Source organism: Actinocorallia sp. API 0066 (genome assembly GCF_020991275.1).
Classification (GTDB): domain Bacteria; phylum Actinomycetota; class Actinomycetes; order Streptosporangiales; family Streptosporangiaceae; genus Actinocorallia.
Genome location: NZ_JAJLQY010000020.1, coordinates 1 through 19,008 on the forward strand (window position 1 = coordinate 1; position 19,008 = coordinate 19,008).

The 19,008-nt window shown below is 71.6% G+C and carries 17 protein-coding genes; 8 read left to right on the forward strand and 9 right to left on the reverse strand.

Annotation, left to right across the window (positions count from 1 at the left end; translation table 11 throughout):
- Nucleotides 1-656: hypothetical protein (locus tag LO762_RS31930; protein ID WP_230620033.1), on the reverse strand; the 656-nt coding region annotated here is incomplete at its 3' end.
- Nucleotides 657-675: 19 nt separating this feature from the next.
- On the opposite strand from LO762_RS31930, the gene LO762_RS31935 reads away from it, so the two are divergent.
- Nucleotides 676-1,209: an NUDIX hydrolase gene (locus LO762_RS31935; protein ID WP_230620035.1), complete on the forward strand. Its 534-nt coding sequence runs from the start codon at nt 676-678 to the stop codon at nt 1,207-1,209.
- Nucleotides 1,210-2,352: 1,143 nt separating this feature from the next.
- On the opposite strand, the gene LO762_RS31940 is transcribed toward LO762_RS31935, so the two are convergent.
- On the reverse strand, nt 2,353-3,255 hold the full coding sequence (locus tag LO762_RS31940; RefSeq protein ID WP_230620037.1) for an SDR family oxidoreductase: 903 nt from the start codon (nt 3,253-3,255) through the stop codon (nt 2,353-2,355).
- 43 nt (nt 3,256-3,298) lie between these two features.
- Nucleotides 3,299-4,057, reverse strand: coding sequence for an SDR family oxidoreductase (locus LO762_RS31945; protein WP_230620039.1), 759 nt, complete (start codon nt 4,055-4,057; stop codon nt 3,299-3,301).
- A gap of 116 nt (nt 4,058-4,173) precedes the next feature.
- Here LO762_RS31945 and LO762_RS31950 point away from each other — a divergent pair, with 116 nt between their 5' ends.
- From LO762_RS31950 to LO762_RS31975, 6 genes are all read left to right on the forward strand, one after another.
- A complete protein-coding gene (locus LO762_RS31950; RefSeq protein WP_230620041.1) occupies nt 4,174-4,920 on the forward strand; it encodes an enoyl-CoA hydratase family protein in 747 nt (248 codons plus the stop codon).
- Nucleotides 4,920-5,771 (forward strand): CoA transferase subunit A, encoded by an 852-nt coding sequence (locus LO762_RS31955; RefSeq protein ID WP_230620043.1) that lies wholly within the window; start codon nt 4,920-4,922, stop codon nt 5,769-5,771. Before LO762_RS31950 ends, LO762_RS31955 begins: the two co-directional genes overlap by 1 nt.
- Nucleotides 5,772-5,788: 17 nt before the next feature.
- Nucleotides 5,789-6,547: a CoA-transferase subunit beta gene (locus LO762_RS31960; RefSeq protein WP_230620045.1), complete on the forward strand. Its 759-nt coding sequence runs from the start codon at nt 5,789-5,791 to the stop codon at nt 6,545-6,547.
- Nucleotides 6,544-7,641, forward strand: coding sequence for a nitronate monooxygenase family protein (locus LO762_RS31965; protein ID WP_255688172.1), 1,098 nt, complete (start codon nt 6,544-6,546; stop codon nt 7,639-7,641). Before LO762_RS31960 ends, LO762_RS31965 begins: the two co-directional genes overlap by 4 nt.
- A gap of 221 nt (nt 7,642-7,862) precedes the next feature.
- Nucleotides 7,863-10,292 (forward strand): lamin tail domain-containing protein, encoded by a 2,430-nt coding sequence (locus LO762_RS31970; protein ID WP_230620047.1) that lies wholly within the window; start codon nt 7,863-7,865, stop codon nt 10,290-10,292.
- Nucleotides 10,293-10,378: 86 nt separating this feature from the next.
- Nucleotides 10,379-10,768: a VOC family protein gene (locus LO762_RS31975; protein ID WP_230620050.1), complete on the forward strand. Its 390-nt coding sequence runs from the start codon at nt 10,379-10,381 to the stop codon at nt 10,766-10,768.
- A gap of 90 nt (nt 10,769-10,858) precedes the next feature.
- Here the strand turns inward: LO762_RS31975 and LO762_RS31980 are convergent, their stop codons facing one another.
- The 6 genes from LO762_RS31980 to LO762_RS32005 form a co-directional block, all read right to left on the reverse strand.
- On the reverse strand, nt 10,859-11,878 hold the full coding sequence (locus LO762_RS31980; protein WP_230620051.1) for a sulfotransferase: 1,020 nt from the start codon (nt 11,876-11,878) through the stop codon (nt 10,859-10,861).
- 178 nt (nt 11,879-12,056) lie between these two features.
- The gene (locus LO762_RS31985) at nt 12,057-13,052 is read right to left on the reverse strand and encodes a LacI family DNA-binding transcriptional regulator (RefSeq protein ID WP_230620052.1); all 996 of its coding nucleotides are present in this window, start codon (nt 13,050-13,052) and stop codon (nt 12,057-12,059) included.
- Nucleotides 13,049-14,428, reverse strand: coding sequence for a GH1 family beta-glucosidase (locus LO762_RS31990; protein WP_230620053.1), 1,380 nt, complete (start codon nt 14,426-14,428; stop codon nt 13,049-13,051). Before LO762_RS31990 ends, LO762_RS31985 begins: the two co-directional genes overlap by 4 nt.
- Entirely contained in the window at nt 14,428-15,261 is an 834-nt protein-coding gene (locus LO762_RS31995) for a carbohydrate ABC transporter permease (RefSeq protein ID WP_374201612.1), read from the reverse strand. Before LO762_RS31995 ends, LO762_RS31990 begins: the two co-directional genes overlap by 1 nt.
- The gene (locus LO762_RS32000) at nt 15,258-16,163 is read right to left on the reverse strand and encodes a carbohydrate ABC transporter permease (RefSeq protein WP_230620054.1); all 906 of its coding nucleotides are present in this window, start codon (nt 16,161-16,163) and stop codon (nt 15,258-15,260) included. Before LO762_RS32000 ends, LO762_RS31995 begins: the two co-directional genes overlap by 4 nt.
- Before the next feature lie 84 nt (nt 16,164-16,247).
- On the reverse strand, nt 16,248-17,543 hold the full coding sequence (locus tag LO762_RS32005) for an ABC transporter substrate-binding protein (RefSeq protein ID WP_230620055.1): 1,296 nt from the start codon (nt 17,541-17,543) through the stop codon (nt 16,248-16,250).
- A 392-nt stretch (nt 17,544-17,935) separates the two neighbouring features.
- Here LO762_RS32005 and LO762_RS32010 point away from each other — a divergent pair, with 392 nt between their 5' ends.
- A complete protein-coding gene (locus tag LO762_RS32010) occupies nt 17,936-18,979 on the forward strand; it encodes an acetyl-CoA acetyltransferase (protein WP_230620057.1) in 1,044 nt (347 codons plus the stop codon).
- Nucleotides 18,980-19,008: the final 29 nt, after the last annotated feature.

The following is a 19,008-nucleotide window of genomic DNA, read 5'->3' on the forward strand; positions in this document are numbered from 1 at the left end:
GTGGTGACGAGCCAGGCGACGGCCGTCATGGTGCCGGGGGCCACCTCGGTGTAACCGGCGTCGCGGATGTGGACGGTGGCGCGGGAGACGGCTTCGGGCCAGGGCAGGTCGTGCAGGTGGACGGGTGCGCCTGCGGCCAGCCAGGCGTCGCGTTCGGCGGGCGGGAGGGTGCGGTAGAGGAGGTGGGCGGCGTGCCCGGATTGGGCCGCCGCCTTGCCTGTGCTCATCTTGGCGTCCGGGTTGTGCACGAGCGCCGCGTAGGGCGGGGGCGGGGTCTCGGTGGCGCCGTGTTCGAGGTCAGTGCCCGCGATCTGGAGCTTGGCGATGCCGGGCGGCACCTCGGTGACCGGCCCCGGCGGGAAGGCGCGCGCCTCCGCGCCGCCGCGCGCGACCGTCACCCCGGCCAGCTCCGACACTTCACGCCACCGGGCCCCGCGCGCCCGCCTCGTCACCTTGCGGATGCGGCCGTCCTCCCAGCGCGCCACGGCGTCGGCGAAGCGGTCGTCGGCAAGCAGGTGGACGACAGCGGAGGCGGCGGCCTCGCACACGGCCTCGTGGGTGGGCGGGTCCGCCTTCTCCGCCCGCAGGGCGAGCTGCATCGCCCAGGGCGGCTCGCCGGAGGGGTCGTCGTGCACGACGGGCGGGTGGTCGATCATGCGAAGAGGTTAGGGCAGGATGGGGCGGGTGCGGACAGAGAGTTCACGCGAGATCTACCGGAACGCCTGGATGAGCCTGCGCGAGGACCGCATCGTGCACCCGGACGGGACACCGGGCCTGTACTCGGTCGTGGACAAGCCGACCTGCGCGTGCGTCATCCCGGTCGAGAACGGCGGCTTCCACCTCGTCGACCAGTTCCGCTACCCGGTGGGCCGCAGGTCGTGGGAGTTCGTGCAGGGCACCTGGCCGCACGACGGTCCGCCCGGCGAGGACCTGGCGCGGGCCGAGCTCGCGGAGGAGACGGGCCTGCGCGCGCGCTCGGTGGACCTGCTCGGCAGCATCGCCATCGCGCCCGGCCTCACCAGCCAGACGTGCGACGTGTATCTGGCGACGGGCCTCACCCACGGTGAGCACGCCAGGGAGGCGACCGAGCAGGAGATGGCGCACCGGTGGTTCGCGCGGGCCGACTTCGAGGCGATGCTGCGCGACGGCACGGTGGTGGACGGGGTGACGCTCGCCGCCTACGCGCTGTACGTGCTGCGCGCGGGCTGACCGCGACACGCGCTCCGGAACCGCAGTATTCGCCGTTTCGGCGTCATAGATCCCCCCGTCATGGGTAGATGTGGCGTTGACGCCGGTTTGGGGGACGAGCGCAGCGGGGAGGGCGGCGTGGCCGGAGAGATTCCCGGAACGGGTACGTTCTTCGTCGGGATCGACGTGCGGCCCGGCCGCTACCGGTGCGCCGAGGGCAAGGGCGGCTGGTGGGTGGTGTTCCGGGGCCCGTCCGGTGACGAGCCGGTCGGCGCGTGGCCGCTCGATCCGGGCCCGGCCGAGGTGGAGATCGCGCCCGACGACTTCGCTTTTGAGACGCGGGTGCCCTCGCACTGGACCCTGGTGTCGCCCGCCGTCGGGGATAGCGCGGAGCGGCCGCGGCCCAGGCCCGTCGCCGATCCGGATCTGCGCGGCGAGCTGGACGCGGTGGTGGCGCGGCGCGGCCCGGCGGCGCGGTCGGCGCCGTTCCTGCTCGCGGCGTTCGGTCTGCTGGTGTGCCTTCTGTTCCAGGACGAGCAGTGGCTGCTCGGGCTGCCGCTCATCGTCATGGCGTTCGGCGCGCGCAGGCTGCTCGACGAGATGCGGCGGGGCGGCGCGCTGCGCGCCCGCGCCGACCGCTACCTGACGGCCGAGGATTTTGACGCCGAGGCCGCGGCGCTCCTCGTCCGGGCGCAGCGGGCGGTGGTCACCGTGACGGGCTCCCAGGTCGTCCGTGAGGGCCTGCTGGACGGGGTGGACCCCGCGGTCGAGCTGCCGCGCCAGGAGTGGGAGATCGCGCAGATCCTGGCCCGGCAGACCCGGTTGCGGCGCGACGCGGTGGCGCTGGAGTCGGCGACGGCCGAGCTGGCCGAGGCGGCCCGGGTGACGGCGGCGCTGGAGCCACAGCGCGCCAAACTGGACCTTTCGGTCGCCGCGGTGACGCGCCGGGTCGAGGCGCTGGAGCGCTACGCCCGGCGCACCCGGGAGGCGGACGCCGCGCTGCGCGCCTCGCGCAGCTTCGAGGATCTCGGCGCGCACGCCCGCGAGTACGACGACCTGCTCGCCGACACCGTCCGCGACGACCTCGCCGTCCCGCAGATCGACAGGCTCACCGCGCAGAGCGAGGAGCTGGTGCGGACGCTGCGGGAGCGGCTGGAGGAGGCGTCATCCGGCGCCGTAGACGGGTTCGGGCCTGGCCGCCTCCTCGAGCAGCCCGTCGACGGCGGCGCCGACCTCGGCGGGGTCCCAGCGGGCGCCGCGGTCGAGCCGGGGCCCGTGCCGCCACCCCTCGGCGATCCCGATGACCCCGCCTTCGACCTCGAAGACCCGTCCCGTGATGTGCGCTGAAGAGGCGCTGCCCAGCCAGACGACGAGAGGCGAGACGTTGCCGGGGTGCATGGCGTCGAACCCGGACTCGGGGCGGGCCATCATGTCGGCGAACACGTCCTCGGTCATCCGGGTGCGCGCGGCGGGCGCGATCGCGTTGACGGTGACGCCGTAGCGGGCGAGTTCGGCGGCGGCGACCAGGGTCAGGGTGGCGATGCCGCCCTTGGCCGCGCCGTAGTTGCCCTGTCCGATCGAGCCCAGGAGTCCCGCCCCCGAGGACGTGTTGATGACGCGCGCGTCGGGCCGCCTACCGGCCTTGGCTTCGTCACGCCAGTAGGAGGCGGCGTGCCTGAGCGGCGCGAAGTGGCCCTTCAGGTGGACGCGTACGACGTCGTCCCATTCGGCCTCGCCCATCGAGACGAGCATCCGGTCGCGGACGAATCCGGCGTTGTTCACGAGGACGTCGAGGCGGCCGAACGTCTCGACCGCGGCGCGGACGAGCGAGGCTGCGCCCTCCCAGGCCGCCACGTCGTCGCCGTTGGCGACGGCCTCGCCTCCCAGCTCCTTGATCTCGGCGACGACGGACTCGGCGACGTCGCTCGTGCGCCCTCCGCCGTCCAGGGCGGTGCCGAGGTCGTTGACGACGACCCTGGCGCCCTGCCGCGCGAACTCCAGGGCGTGCTCGCGGCCTATCCCGCGCCCGGCCCCGGTGACGATGACGACCCGGCCTTCCATGAGCATGCGCTCGCTCCTCCTGGGTTGTGTGTCGGTGTGGCCGGGGCGCTCAGGCCCCGGTGGCACGCTGGACGAGGTACTGCCAGGCGGCCTGTTCGCCGCCTCCGTCGACGGTCAGGGACGCGCCGGTGACGTGCGGGGCCGAGGCGAGGAACAGGCAGGCCGCCGCGACGTCCTCCGGCCTCGCCAGCCGTCCGGCGGGCACCGTCGCCTCGATGGCGCGCAGTGTCTCGGCGCCGCCGTAGTGGTCGGCCTGGTCTTCGCCGCTGTCGGCGAGGCCCACCACAACGGTGTTGACGCGGATCCTGGGCGCCCATTCGGCGGCAAGGCAGGCGGCCAGATGGTGCAGGCCCGCCTTGGCCGCCCCGTAGGCGGCCGTGCCGGGCGACGGCCTTGTCCCGCTGACGCTGCCGATCATGATGATCGCGCCTTCGTCCATCAGGGGGTGGGCGGCCTGCGCGATGTGCAGGGGGCCCAGCAGGTTGAGCTCGATGACGCGCTGGTGAAGGCGGGGCGACGCCTGCGCGGCGGGTACGTAGGGTCCGCCTCCCGCGTTGTTCACGACGACGTCCAGGCGGCCGTGGCGGGCGCGGATGTCGTCCATGAGGCGGGCGACGTCCTCGGGGTCGCGGACGTCGCACGGTAGGAAGTGGCCGGGAGCGTCTCCCGTGTCCTTGCGGGCGCAGACGACGACGTCCGCCCCCGCCGCCGCGAAGGCGCGCGCGATGCCCGCGCCGAGCCCCCGCGTGCCGCCGGTGACCAGCGCCACCCGTCCCGTGTAGTCGTGCCTGCTCGTGCCGACGCTCACCCTGACCCTCCTCGGTCGTCGCGTGCTACGGTACCAAGCAAGCGTTAGGTGAAGAACAGCGGCACAGGAAAACCAGGTCCCGCCTCCGCGGCGGTCGTCTTTCGCAAGGGATGTGCATGGGGATCACGCAGCAGGCGGCGGCGCCCGGGATCACCGAGATCGTGGTGGACGCGCCTCCGGTCAACGCCCTCACCGTCAGGGGCTGGTTCGACCTCGCCGACGCCGTCACGGCGGCCGGCCGGGATCCGGGCACCCGCGTCGTCGTCCTGCGGGCCGAGGGCCGCGGGTTCAACGCGGGCGTGGACATCAAGGAGATGCAGCGCACCGAGGGCTTCGAGGCGCTGCTGGGGGCCAACCGGGGCTGCTACGCGGCCTTCGCGGCGGTCTACGAGTGCGAGGTCCCCGTCATCGCCGCGGTGCACGGGTTCTGCCTCGGCGGCGGCATCGGGCTCGTCGGCAACGCCGACATCATCATCGCCTCCGATGACGCCACCTTCGGTCTGCCCGAGGTGAACCAGGGAGCGCTCGGCGCGGCTACCCACCTGGCACGGCTCGTGCCCCAACACCTCATGCGCGCGATGGTCTACACGGCGCGCACCGCGACGGCGGCCCAACTGCACGCCTTCGGCTCGGTGCACACCGTCGTGCCTCGCGAGCGGCTGCGTGAAGCCGCCCTGGAGGTCGCAGGGCAGATCGCCGAGAAGGACCCGCTGGTGATCCGGCGGGCCAAGGAGTCCCTGAACGGCATCGACCCGGTGGACGTCAAGCGGTCCTACCGGTTCGAGCAGGGGTTCACCTTCGAACTCAACCTCGCGGGCGCGGGCGACGAGCACCGCGACGCGTTCGTCTCCGGGGAGCGCTGATGGGACGGCTCATGACGGTCGAGGAGATCGTCGGCTCGGTGGAGAGCGGCATGACCCTCGGCATCGGCGGCTGGGGCTCACGCCGCAAGCCGATGGCGCTCGTGCGCGCGCTGTGCAACACGCCCGTGCGGGACCTCACGGTGATCTCCTACGGGGGCGCTGACGTGGGTCTGCTGTGCGCGGCCGGGAAGATCCGGAAGCTGGTCGCGCCATTCGCCACGCTGGACTCGGTCGCGCTGGAGCCGCACTTCAGGCAGGCCAGGCAGAACGGCGCCATCGAGTTCGAGGAGTACGACGAGGGCATGTTCATGTTCGGCCTGTACGCCGCCGCGCACGGGCTGCCCTTCCTGCCGACCCCTGCGGGCCTCGGCTCGGACGTCCAGATGAAGAACCCCGCGTTGAAGACGGTGACCGACCCCTACGGCGGCGAGGAGCTCATCGCCGTGCCCGCGTTGAGGATGGACGTCGCGTTCGTGCACCTCCAGCGGGCCGACGCGCGCGGCAACGCCCTCTACCTCGGCGGCGACCCCTACTTCGACGACCTGTACACCAAAGCGGCCGACCGCGCTTACGTCAGCTGCGAGAAGCTCGTGGACACCGGCGACCTGCTCAAGGAGGGGCCCGTCCAGGCGCTCCTGGTGAGCCGCGCCCAGGTGGCGGGCGTGGTGGAGACGCCGAACGGCTCCCACTTCACGACGGGCGACGACGACAGGCGGGACGAGGCGTTCCAGCGCCACTACGTCGAGGCCGCCGCCACCCCCGAGGGCTGGGCCGCCTTCCGCGCCCGCTTCCTCGACGGCGACGAGGCCGCCTACCAGGCCGCCGTCCGCACCTGGCGCGACGAGCAGTGAGCGGGAAGGAGAGCGTGATGGCCGGGACCGGTGTCGTGACAGGTGAGGTCAGTGTCACCCGTGCGGAAGTGTGCGCCGTGGCGTGCGCGGAGATGTTCCGGGGCGACGGCGAGATCGTGGCGGCGGCCGTCGCGGGGATGACGCCGGCGCTGGGGGCGCGGCTGGCGCGGGCGACGTTCGAACCGGGGCTGCTCACCACGGACGGCGGGCCGCACCTGACGGCGGAGCCCGTCCCGCTGGGCGCTCCGGCGGGCGAGATCGAGGGCTGGCTGCCGTTCCGCGAGCACCTGTGGCTGGTGCTCAACGGACGGCGGCACGTGTGGCTCGGCCCGTCGCAGATCGACGCGTTCGGCAACTGCAACATCAGTCACATCGGGGAGGCGGATCGACCGAAGTCACAACTGCTCGGCTCGCGCGGGGCGCCCGGCAACACCCGGCTGAACCCGACGAGCTTCTGGATCCCCCGCCACTCTCCGCGCGTGTTCGTGGAGAAGGTGGACTACGTGTCCGGCGTGGGCACCGACCGGGGCGCGTTCCAGCTCCGCGGCGTCGTCACCAACCTCGCCGTCCTGGACTTCGCCACCCCGGAAGGCCGCATGCGCCTCCGCTCCGTCCACCCCGGCGTCACCGTCCCGGAGGTCGTCGAAGCCACCGGCTTCCCCCTGACCCTCCCCGACGAAGTCCCCGAAACCCGCCTCCCCACCCCCGAAGAACTCCACCTCATCCGCACCACCCTCGACCCCAAGGCCCTCCGCGACCGCGAGGTCCGCCCATGACCCCCGACACCACACCCGCCACCGACAGCGGCTCGCCCGTGGGGGCGGGGATGCGGACGGCGTTCACCGAGTTGGTGGGGGTTCGGTGTCCGATCGTGCAGACGGGGATGGGGTACGTGGCGGGGGCTCGGCTGGCGGCGGCGACGTCGGCGGCCGGAGGGCTCGGGATCGTCGCGGCCTCGACCATGACGTTGGAGGAGATGGGGAGGGCCATCCGGAGCGTGAAGGAGCGGACGGACGCGCCGTTCGGGGTGAACATCCGCTCGGACGCCGACGACGCGGAGGAACGGGTCCGGCTGATGATCGCCGAAGGGGTGCGGGTGGCGTCGTTCGCGCTCGCCCCCTCGCAGCGGCTCATCGGCACGCTCAAGGACGCGGGCGTCGTCGTCATGCCCTCGATCGGGGCGCGGCGGCACGCGGAGAAGGTCGCCGCGTGGGGGGCCGACGCGGTCATCGTGCAGGGCGGCGAGGGGGGCGGGCACACCGGCCCCGTCCCGACCACCGTGCTGCTGCCCGACGTGGTCGACGCGGTGGACATCCCGGTCATCGCGGCGGGCGGGTTCTTCGACGGGCGCGGGCTCGTCGCCGCGCTGTCCTACGGGGCGGCAGGGGTGGCGATGGGCACGCGGTTCCTGCTGACGTCCGATTCGCCCGTCGGCGACGAGGTCAAGCGCGTCTACCTCGGCAAGGGCGTGCGCGACACCGTGGTGACGACGCGGGTGGACGGGGTGCCGCACCGCGTCCTCACCTCCGATCTCGTCACCCGGCTGGAGTCGGCGGGCCGCGCCACCGGGTTCGCCCGCGCCCTCGCGAACGCCGCGCGCTTCAAGCGGCTGTCGGGCCTGTCGTGGGCGGCGATGCTGCGCGAGGGCCGCAGGATGCGGCACGGCCGCGAACTGACCTGGGCGCAGGTCCTCATGGCGGCGAACACCCCGATGCTGCTCAAGGCGGCGATGGTGGACGGCAGGGCGGATCTCGGCGTGATGGCGTCGGGCCAGGTCGTCGGCCTCATCGACGACCTCCCCTCGTGCGCCGAACTCATCGACCGTGTCATGAAGGAGGCCGACGAGGCGCTCGCCCGTCTCCCCCGCTGAGGTGTGACGTGTGACTTGGAGAACAGCACGGAGTTGCCTGCGGAACGTCCGGTGAATTCCTGGAAGAAGCGGGACATGAGAGGTGCGGAATTGTGGAAACCTCCTAGACAGAGATCATTCCTCTCCGCGTTCTCAGGATGAATAGCCACTATCCCCCACGGTCCCGGCGAAGCATTCTGACGCGGGAACCCCCGCCTCCGACGTCCCCCGAAGGAGAATCCGTGGCAACCCCTCTCGCCGCGTCCGGACGGCCCGCCAGGTTCGCCTGGCTGCTCGCCGCCCTGAGCGTGCCCGTCGCGCTGCTGGCCGCGCCGCCCGCGCACGCGGCGTCCGCCGACCTGGTGATCGCCGAGGTCTACGGCGGCGGCGGCAACGCGGGCGCCCAGCTGAAGAGCGACTTCGTGGAGCTCGCCAACGCCGGGTCCGCGCCGTTCGACGTCACCGGGCACAGCGTCCAGTACCTGCCCGCCAACCCGAGCGCCACCGCGACGTGGCAGGTCACCCCGCTCACCGGCTCCGTAGCGCCGGGCGGCCGGTACCTGGTGAAGCAGGCGGACGGAAGCGGCGGTTCACTCCTGCTGCCCGACGCCGACGCCACGGGCGGCATCGCGATGGCGGCGGGCGCGGGCACCATCGCGCTCGTCGCCGGGACCGCCCCGCTCACCTGCAAGACCGCCGCCGACTGCGCCGCGGACACCTCCATCAAGGACCTCGTCGGCTACGGCACCGCAGTCATACGTGAAACGTCCCCGGCGCCCACGCTTTCCGCGACGCTCGCCGCCGCCCGTCCCGACACTCTCGCCGACACCGACGACAACGCCGCCGACTTCACCGCGCAGGCGCCCACCCCGGTGAACAGCAAGGGCGAGGGCCCCAAGGACCCGCCCAAGCCGCCGACCGAACCGGGCGACAAGCGCATCCGCGACGTCCAGGGCAAGGGCCGCATCTCCCCCTACGCCGACAAGCTCGTGGAGGGCGTGCCGGGCGTCGTCACCGCCGTCGACGGGTCCGGCTTCTGGATCCAGGACCCCCAGCCCGACGCGGACGACGCGACGAGCGAGGGCCTGTTCGTCTACACCGGATCCCGCCCGGCCGTCGCGGCGGGCGACTCCGTGCTCGTCACCGGGACGGTCAAGGAGTACCGGCCGAGCAGCGCCGCCAACCAGACCCTCACCGAGCTGGAGGCGCCGCTGTTCAGCGTCCTGTCCTCCGGCAACCCGCTGCCCGCGCCGGTACCGGTCAGGCTGCCTACGCGCTTCTCGGCCGCCGGCGACCTGGAGACCCTCGACCTCCAGCCGGGGAGCACCACCCTGGACTGGCTGGAGGCCCGCGAAGGCATGCTCGTGTCCGTCGCGGACGTGAGGGTGGTCGGCGCGACGACCCAGTACCGCGAGTTCTGGGTGCAGACCCGGCCCAAGGAGAACCCGAGCCCACGCGGCGGCACCGTCTACACCGCCTACGACGACCCGAACGGCGGCCGCCTCCAGATCCACACCCTGGGCGAGGCGCCCAAGCTCGACGTGGGCGACACCCTCCTGGGCACCACTTCGGGCCCGCTGCACTACCAGAACTTCGGCGGATACACCCTCTACGCGTCGGCTGTCGGCACGGAGAAGGACGGCGGGATCCGTCGCCAGGCCGTCGCCCCGCTTCCGGCCAAGAGCACGACCGTCGGCGTCGCCACGTACAACGTCGAGAACCTCGCCGCCATCGACGACGACGCGAAGTTCGCCCGCCTCGCCGAGGGCGTCGTGACGAACCTGGGCTCTCCCGAGATCATCGCCCTGGAGGAGATCCAGGACGACAACGGCGCCCTCACCACGTCCGACCCCGTCGTCTCCGCCGAGCAGACCCTCACGAGGTTCACCGCCGCCATCAGGGCCGCGGGCGGCCCCGCCTACCAGTGGCGGCAGATCGACCCGGTGGACGACCAGGACGGCGGCGCGCCCGGCGGCAACATCCGCCAGGTGTTCCTGTTCAACCCCGAGCGCGGCGTCAAGTTCGTGGACCGCCCCGGCGGCGACTCGACGACGTCCGTCCAGGTCGTCAAGGGCAAGTGGCCGTGGGACGTCGCGCTGTCGGCGTCGCCGGGCCGGATCAACCCGGGCGGCGCCGCGTGGCGGAGCAGCCGCAAGCCGCTCGTCGGCGAGTTCGACTTCCGGGGCCGCAAGCTGTTCGTCGTCGCGAACCACTTCAACTCCAAGGGCGGCGACCAGCCCCTGCACGGCCGCAACCAGCCGCCGGTGCGCTCCTCGGAGACACAGCGCCTGCAGCAGGCGCAGGAGGTCAACGCGTTCGTCCGGGCGCTGTCCAAGGCGAGCGACGGCTGGGCCGAGGTCGTCGTGCTGGGCGACATCAACGACTACCAGTTCGCGCCCGCGATGGACGCCCTCACCGGCAACGGCAAGGACCTCAAGCCGCTCATCACGACGCTCCCGAAGAACGAGCGCTACAGCTACGTCTTCGACGGCAACTCCCAGGCCCTGGACCACATCCTCGTGAGCCCGTCCATCCGCACCGTCCAGTACGGCATGCTCCACATCAACGCGGAGTTCGCCGACCAGGCCAGCGACCACGACCCCCAGCTGGTCCGCCTCCCCCTCCTCAACCTCCTCCCCCTCAACCTCGGCCTCCCCTACACCACCCGCTGACACGCTTGTCCTGCCCCGGGGGCGCTTGCGCGGCCCCGGGGCGGGCCTTCCGGAAAGTGTCAGTGGTGTGGCCTAACGTCGGGGGTATGAACGCTCGACTTGATCTTGTGGGGCTGGTGGTGGCCGACATGGCGGCGTCGCTGGCCTTCTACCGCGCGCTTGGCCTGGAGTTCCCGGCCGACGCCGACGCGCAGCCGCACGTCGAAACGGTGCTTCCGGGCGGGCTACGGCTCGCCTGGGACACCGTCGACGTCATCAGGGGCTTCGACCCCGACTGGACGCCCCCAGAGGGCTCGGCGCGGGTCAGCCTCGCCTTCGCCTTCGACTCGCCAGCCGAGGTCGACGCCGCCTACGCCGAACTCGCCGCCGCCGGCCACTCCGGCAAGGAGCCGTGGAACGCCCCCTGGGGCCAGCGCTACGCCATCGTCCACGACCCCGACGGCAACGGCGTCGACCTCTTCAGCCCACTCGAATGACCCACCACAGCCCACCCGGACCGCCGCAGCCGCCCGGCACGGCCCGCGCCGACCGGCCACGGGGGCTCCCAGCGGGGAGGCCCCTGGGGGCTAGGGCTGGTGGGGCGGGGGTTCAGGGGGAGCGAGGTGGAGGCGGGAGGCGGTGGGGGTTCGGTAGGTGAACCTGCGTTTGAGGTCGACGGCCTGGCGTTTGCGGATCTCGCTGAGGCGGCGGTTGCGGATCTTGCGGAGTTTGCGGAGTTTCTCCTTGTCCGGGCGGGCTCCGGCGGGGTGGGACAGCTCGTAGCCGTGGGCGGCCATCAGAGAGCCCGCGACGTGGTCGATGAAGGCCAGGTCCTCGGGGGTGAGCTCCTTCTCCCAGGTGCGTACGGCGTCGGTGTTGACGGGTTTGGCGACCTCGGTGAAGGGCGTGCCGGTGGGGATGTCCTTGGCCTCGTGGTGGTGCAGCATCGCGCCACGGCCGGACGGGTCGAGCCCGAGGAAGGCGATGAGCTGGTCCACGACGGCCTCGGGGTGGGTGACGAGGTCCTCGTAGTAGATGCTGAAGTACTGGTCAGGGCCGAGGCGGCGGCGCCAGGTGTCGGCGGAGCTGAGGGAGCGCGTCCACATCTCGGTGGCGGACGGCAGGCCGCCCCAGCTCCAGCCGATCCGCTGCATCGAGGCGATCGCCGCGCGCGGGTCCCGGATGATGTTGACGAACTGGGCATTGGGGAAGAAGCCGTACACCGCGTTCATGTTGGTGATGTAGGACGGCCTTTTGTCTCCCCAGCGGGGTTTGCCCTGCTTGGCGGCCGAGGCGGCGAAGGCGGCGGCCATCATCGAGCCGACGGTGGGCGGGGCGGCGGCGAGCGCGTCGGACAACTCGTCCTCGGTCAGCGAGAGCCTGGGGTACCGGGTCTTGGGGGTTTCCACGATCCAGCGGGCGACGGCGCGGCGGGCGCGCTCGTCGGTGAGGTCGCCGAAGGCGTCGCGGCGGCGCCAGGCGGGGACCACAAAGTAGGTCTCGTGGGGGATGGCCAGCTCGGGGTGCGCGTTGAGCATGCTGCGCAGGAGTGTGGTGCCCGAGCGGGGGCATCCTCCGACAAAAACGGGCCGCCGCGCCTCGCTCACAAATCCGGACACCTGAGCTTGACCGAAGGTTGCACGAGAGGCGGAGGTTTTTTGGAACATGCCACGCGAGGATAGGCCCAAATTACGCGTAACCCAAGAAGATCCGGATGAAGTTTTGCTCAAAGGTAAAGCCTATATGTCGAGTAGGAATTCCCTTGTTTACCTGGGCGAACACCCCTCAGCTGGATTCCCGCACCACAAGACGGGTGTCCAGGATGACCCCGGGTTCGGCGAGCTCACGCCCCTGGATTCGGGCGAGAAGAAGCTCCGCCATGGCACGTCCCATTTCCTCGACGGGCTGGTGCACCGACGTCAGCGGCGGCACCGTCAGCCGGGCCGACGCCGAGTCGTCGAACCCGACCACGGCGACGTCCCCCGGTATCGAACGGCCCGCCTTGCGCAGCTCCCCCATCGCGCCGATCGCCATCGGGTCGGACGCCGCGTACACGGCGTCCAGATCCGGCGCCCGCGCCAGCAGGTCGCGCATGGCGGCGGCCCCGCTCTCCTCGGAGAAGTCCCCGTAGGCGACGTCTCCGGAAGCGCCGAGAGCCTCCCGGTAGCCCTCCAGACGGTCCACGCCCACGCCCATGTCCTGGGGGCCCGCGATCGTCACGATCCGCGACCTGCCGCGCGCCAGCAGGTGTTCGACGGCGAGCCGCGCGCCGCCCCGGTTGTCGGCGTCCACGTAGGCGACGGGCGTCTGGCCGGGCGCGGTGCCCGCCCTGACCGTCGGCAGGCCGCGTTCCTCCAGGTGCCGGGGCAGCGGGTCGTCTCCGTGCAGCGACAGCAGCAGCGCGCCGTCGACGTGCTGGCCGGTGAGGTAGCGGGTGAGGCGCTCGCGGTCGGCCGGGGTCTGCGCCATCGCGAGCAGCAACTGGAGGCCCGTCTCGGCGAGCCCGGAGCTGATCCCTCGAATGATCCCGGCGAAGAACGGCTCGCCCCAGACCCGCTCCTCCGACTCGGACACCACGAGCGCGACGGTGTCGGTGCGCCGGGTGACGAGGGTGCGCGCCGCCGGGTTGGGCACGTAGCCGAGTTCCTCGATCGCCCTGAGCACCGCCTCCTTCGCCTGTGGGCTGACCTTGGGGGAACCGTTGATCACCCTGGAGACGGTGCCGCGGCCGACGCCCGCGCGCGCGGCCACCGCCTCCAGGGTGGGACGCTGTCTGCTCACGACAGTCCATTGTGCCGGGCCGCCCGCCCGTACCAGCGGGCGCTGGCTTTCGGGGTGCGGACCTGGGTGGCGTAGTCCACGTGGACGAGCCCGAACCGCTTCCCGTACCCCCAGCCCCACTCGAAGTTGTCGAGGAACGACCACGCGAAGTACCCCCTGAGCGGGACGCCCGCGGCGATCGCGTCGTGGCAGGCGGCCAGGTGCGCCTCCAGGTAGGCGCGCCGCTCCTCGTCGTCCACGGCCCCGGCCACGACCTCGTCGACGTAGGCGGCCCCGTTCTCGGTGATGTAGAGCGGGACGGGCGGGTACTCCTTGGCGATCCGGAGGAGGATCTCGCGCAGTCCCTCCGGGTCCACCTCCCAGCCCATGTCGGTGACCGGCCGTCCGGCGTTGACGAACGCGACGTGCTCGGCCCCCGGCCACGGCGAGGACCCCGCGAACGGCGACGTCGCGACGACGCCCGAGGCCCCTTCCGCGACGGTCACCGTGTGCCGCGAGTAGTAGTTGACGCCGAGGAAGTCCAACGGCCCTCCGATGAGATCGAGGTCGCCCGGCTTGACGGCGTCGGCGAACCCGTAAGGCGAGAGGTCCGCTACGACGTCCTCCGGGTAGGCGCCTCGTAGCAACGCGTCCAGGAAGAACCGGTTCTGGAGCCCGTCGATCCGCCGCGCGGCTTCCAGGTCGGCGTCGGAATCCGTCAGGGCCGTCACCGCGTACAGGTTGGGCGCCGCCCCGACGAGCCCGCCGTTCCCGGAGAGCGCCGGCGCGGCCAGCCCGTGCGCGAGCAGCAGGTGGTGCGCGGCCCGCACGGCCAGCTCCGGCGACCGCAGCCCGGGCGCGTGGTCCCCCGAGCCGTACCCCAGGTAGGCGGCGCACCAGGGCTCGTTCACCGTCATCCAGTGCTTGATCCTGTCGCCGAGCGCCTCGTGGACGACCGCCGCGTACTCCGCGAACCGGTAGGCCGTCTCCCGCTCGGGCCAGCCTCCGGCGTCCTGGAGCTCCTGAGGCAGGTCCCAGTGGTAGAGCGTCGCGTACGGGGTGATCCCACGCGACAGAAGCGCGTCCACGAGCCGCTTGTAGAAGTCGAGCCCGGCGCCGTTGACGCCGCGCCCGCCCGGCTGGATGCGCGGCCACGAGAGCGAGAACCGGTAGGCGTTGAGCCCGAGATCGCCCATCAGCGCGACGTCCTGCGCGTACCGGGCATAGTGGTCGACGGCCACGTCGCCCGTCTCACCGTTCAGGACCTTGCCGGGCGTGTGCGCGAACGTGTCCCAGATGGACGCGCCGCGGCCGTCAGCGGTGACGGAGCCCTCGATCTGGTAGGCGGCGGTGGCCGTCCCCCAGGCGAAGCCCTCAGGGAACCCCCGAGTGGTCATTACTTCACGGCTCCTTCCATGATGCCGCCGACGATCTGCCGGCCGAACAGTACAAAGATCACGATGAGCGGGACGGTGGAGAGCGCGGTCCCGGTGAACACGAGGGTGTAGTCCTGGAAGTGCGCGCCGTTGAGGGCCGACAGCGAGAGCTGGACGGTCGGGTTGGACGGCGTCAGCACGACCATCGGCCAGATGAACTCGTTCCAGGTCTGCATGAAGGTGAGCAGGCCGAGCACGGCGATCGCGGGCCGCAGCGCGGGGAACACGATGCTCCAGTAGATGCGCAGGGTGGAGCAGCCGTCGACGCGCGCCGCCTCGATGAGCTCGTCGGGGATGGCCTGCTCGACGTACTGGCGCATGAAGAACACGCCGAACGCGTTGACCAGGAAGGGCAGGATGACGGCTTTGAGCTCGCCGGCCCAGCCGAGCTTCACCATCATGATGTAGAGCGGGATGATGCCCATCTGCTGGAGCGGCACGGCCATCGTCAGCAGCACGAGCACGAGCAGCGGGTTCCGTCCGCGGAACCGGAGTTTGGCGAACGCGAATCCGGCAAGACTGCTCAGCAGGACCACGGACACCGTCACCGTCGAGGCCACGATCGCCGAGTTGGTGAGCCCCAGCAGGAAGTTGGCGTCCTTGGTGGCCCACAGCCGTTCCAGGTTGTCGCCGAGGTCGCCGCCGGGAAGCAGCGGCGGCGGCACCTGGCCGACGACGTCGTTGCCACGGGTGGCGATGACGAACATCCAGTAGATGGGGAACGCCGAGAGCACGAGCGCGGCGGCGAGCATCACGCGGGTGAGCAGGGTGGCGCGGGGCAGGGAGTCGTTCACTTGGTGCCCCCGATCCGGCGGGTGAACAGGAAGCTGACGAGGGAGACGAGCAGGATGAGGAGGAAGAGCATCCAGGCGACGGCCGAGGCGTAGCCGTAGTCGCGGTCGCGGAACGCGGATTCGTACATGTACATCGCGACGGTCTGGAACTGGCCGAGCGAGCCGCCGCCGACGTCGCCCTGGGCGAACATGACGGGCTCGGTGAACAGCGAGAGCCCGCCGATGGTCGAGGTCAGCGCGGTGAAGATGATCGCGGGCCGCAGCATCGGCACGGTGATCCGCCAGAACTGGCGGCGCGGCGAGGCCCCGTCGATGGCGGCGGCCTCGTACAGGTCGCGTGGGATCGCCTGCATCGCGGCCAGGTAGATGAGCGCGTTGTAGCCCGTCCAGCGCCAGTCGACCATCACGGAGATGGCCGTCCAGGAGGTGAGCTTGTCGGCCTGCCAGTCGAGGCCGTCGGTGCCGAGCAGCCAGTTGAACGCGCCGTGGTCGCGGGCGAAGAGCTGGCCGAACACCACGGCCACCGCGACGATCGAGGTGACCATCGGGACGAGGACGCCGAGCCGGTACAGCAGCCGGAACCGCATCCGCTTGTTCAGCGCGTTCGCCAGCACGAGGGCCAGGAGCAGCTGCGGGATCGTCGCCAGCACGAACATGCCGAGCGTGTTGACGACCGCGTTCCAGAAGTCGGCGTCCACGAGCAGCTCGGTGTAGTTCGTGAACCCGAGCCACGCGCGGTCGCCCGCCAGCTCCCAGTCGTGCAGGGAGACCCACACGGTGAAACCCAGGGGGAACAGGCCGAAGACGGCGAACAGCAGGAAGTACGGGGAGATCAGGACGTAAGGCGCGGCTTTCAGGTCGAACCAGGTGACGGCCCGTGCCAGGGGCCGGTTCTGCTTCATCGTGGGTGCCTTTCGCGGACATGGCGGACGGCGCCGCCCCGGTGACGCGGGGAGTGGGGGCGACGCCGTCCGTTCGGGGGCGGGTTACTCGGCCTTGTCGCGGCCGTCCTCGACGGCCTTGGTCCACCCCTCGGCGGGCGTGAGCTTGCCCTGGCCGATGGCGATGAGAACGTCCTCGAAGACCGTCCTGACCTCGACGTTCTTCACGCCGAGCCGGACCGGCTGGAGCGAGCTGGCACCGGCCGCGAAGATCTCGCCGACGGGCGCGTCGTTGAAGTACCCGTTGACGGCCTGGGCGACCTGCGGGTCGGCGAGTGCCTGCGGTGAGGTCGGCAGCGCGTTGACGGCCTTGAACGCGGCGATCTGGGACTGCGGGCCGGTCAGGAACTTGGCGAGTTCCGCGGCCTCCTCCGGGTGCTTCGACTGCTTCGGCACGGCGAGGTAGGAGCCGCCCCAGTTGCCGCCGCCGCCCGGAACCGCCGCGACGTCCCACTTGTCGGCGTACGCGTCGCCGCTGTTCTCCTTGATGACGCCGAGCATCCAGGCCGGGCAGGCCATGGTGGCGAAGGAGTCCTTCTTGAAGCCGGTCTGCCATTCGGGCGTGAAGCTCTTCAGCCCGGACGACAGGTTCTTGGCCTTCAGCGAGTTCACCAGGTCGAACGCCGTCTTCACGGCCGGGTTCTTGTCCGCGACGTAGTTCTCGGACGTGTCGAAGTACGTGTAGTTGCCGTGCTTCGGCGCCTCCTGCGACAGGATCGCGTTGAACAGCGCGGCGGGCCCGTCGACGAACCTGGTGCCGGACACCTTCGCCTGGAACCTCTCGCCGGTGGCCACGTAGTCGGCCCAGGTCGGCCACAGCCTGCCGACCTCGGCCCGGTCGGTGGGCAGCCCGGCCTTGGCGAACAGGTCGGTCCGGTAGCACAGGGCGAGGCTGCCGACGTCGGTGCCGAGCGCCATCAGGCTCGACCCGTCGACGCTCTTGCCCAGGTCCCACTTCCACTTGATGAAGTCGGACTCCAGCGCCGCGCCGCCGTGGTCGGCGAGGTCGACGAACCGGTCGGCCTGGCCGCGCAGGCTGGTGAGGATGCCCTCCTCCAGCGCGACGACGTCGCCCGCGCCGCTGCCCGCCTCCAGGTACTGGAGCAGCTTCGGCACGTAGACCTTCTCGTGCTCCTTCTCGTTGCGGTGTTCGATCTTGACGCCGGGGTTGTCCTTCTCGTACTGGGTGAACAGCTCCTCGTAACCGAAGGAGCCGAAGGTGTCCACGACCAGCGTGATCCGGCCGGATCCGCCGTCGTCGTCGGCGCCGCAGGCCGATCCCGCGGCGAGCACGCCGGCGAGGACGGCCGCGAGGGCGGCGGTCTTACGGCTGAGCTTCATGGGGGTGTTCCTCCCGGGGGTGGGGATGTGGGGTGTCTGTGGGAGCGCTCCCACGCATCACAGCCGGAGCTCGGGCGCCGCGTCAAGTGTCCGAGATTCAACCGTTACCTTTCAGGCCGAAGGCGGAAAAAGCTCAAAGTGCCCAAGCAAGCGCTTGCCTCAGAAGCGGTTTCACGTTAGTTTTGCCCCATGCCCCCGGGACTGTTCTTCCAGGTGATCGCGGAGCTCTCCCGGTACCGGGCCCGCCGTCCGCGCGGGATGGATCGCGCCCCTTCCGGCGCGGACGGCGTCTCATGACGGCCCGGCACGCTCTCCCGAGAAGCGCTGCCAGTGCCCCGACAAGCACGGCCCGGCAGGCGTTCGCCGACAAAGCGGCGGTCTCGGGCGTCGGCATGTCGGCGATCAGCCGGGCGTCGGGCACCACGCCGCTCGCGCTCGCCCTCACCGCCGCGCGCGCCGCGCTGGCCGAGGCCGGTCTCGAAAAGCCGGACGCGATCCTCAGCTACCACCTGAACGACTCGGCTCCCGTGCTGTATGTAGCGCGCGCGCTTGGCATGGCCGAAATCGGCTGGCACAACGAGATCTACGGCGGCGGCACCCAGTGCGCGTCGATCCTCGGGGACGCGGCGATGCTGGTCGCGTCCGGCGTCGCCCGCTCGGTGCTGGTGTACCGCGCGCTCAACGGCCGCTCCGGCCAGCGGATGAACGCGCTCGGCCTGAAGCTCGGCGAGGGGGCCGAGGAGCAGTTCACCCACCCGTACGGCATGGCGGGGCCCGTCCACCAGTTCGCGCTCGCCGCCCAGCGCTACCTGCACGACAGGGGCCTGACCGAAACCCATCTCTCCAGCGTGGTCAGGCGCTCACGGAGCAACGCCCTGGCGAACCCGCGCGCGCTGGTGCGCAAGCCGATGAGCCACGCCGAGTACCTGGCGGAGCCGGTGATCGCCGCGCCGCTGCGCCGCGCCGACTGCTGCCAGGAGACGGACGCCGCCTGCGCCCTCGTCGTCACCGCACCCCGTCCGGGCGCGCCGCTGATCCGCGCGGTGGTGCGCGGCGGCGGCCCCGGCTGCTCCACGATGGACCGCGCCGAGGACGTCACCCGCCTCTCCGGCCACTACCTGGCGGAACCTCTCTACGCCGCCGCGGGCATGAAGCCCTCGGACGTGGACGTCGCGCTCCTCTACGACGCCTACAGCTGGCTCGTCCCCCGCCAACTGGAGGATTACGGCCTCCTCGCGCGCGAGGACCTCGCGGACGGCCTGGACGAGGCCCTGGCACGCGTCAACCCCCACGGCGGCCTGCTCTCGGAGGGCTACGTACACGGCCTCAACAACACCGCCGAGGCCGTCCGCCAGGTCCGCGCCGGCTCGGGCCCCGCCCTCGTCACAGGCTTCGGCGGCTCCTACGGCTCCGCCGCCCTCCTCACCCCGGCCTGACCCCGCCCGCGAGGGCCGTCACGGAACCG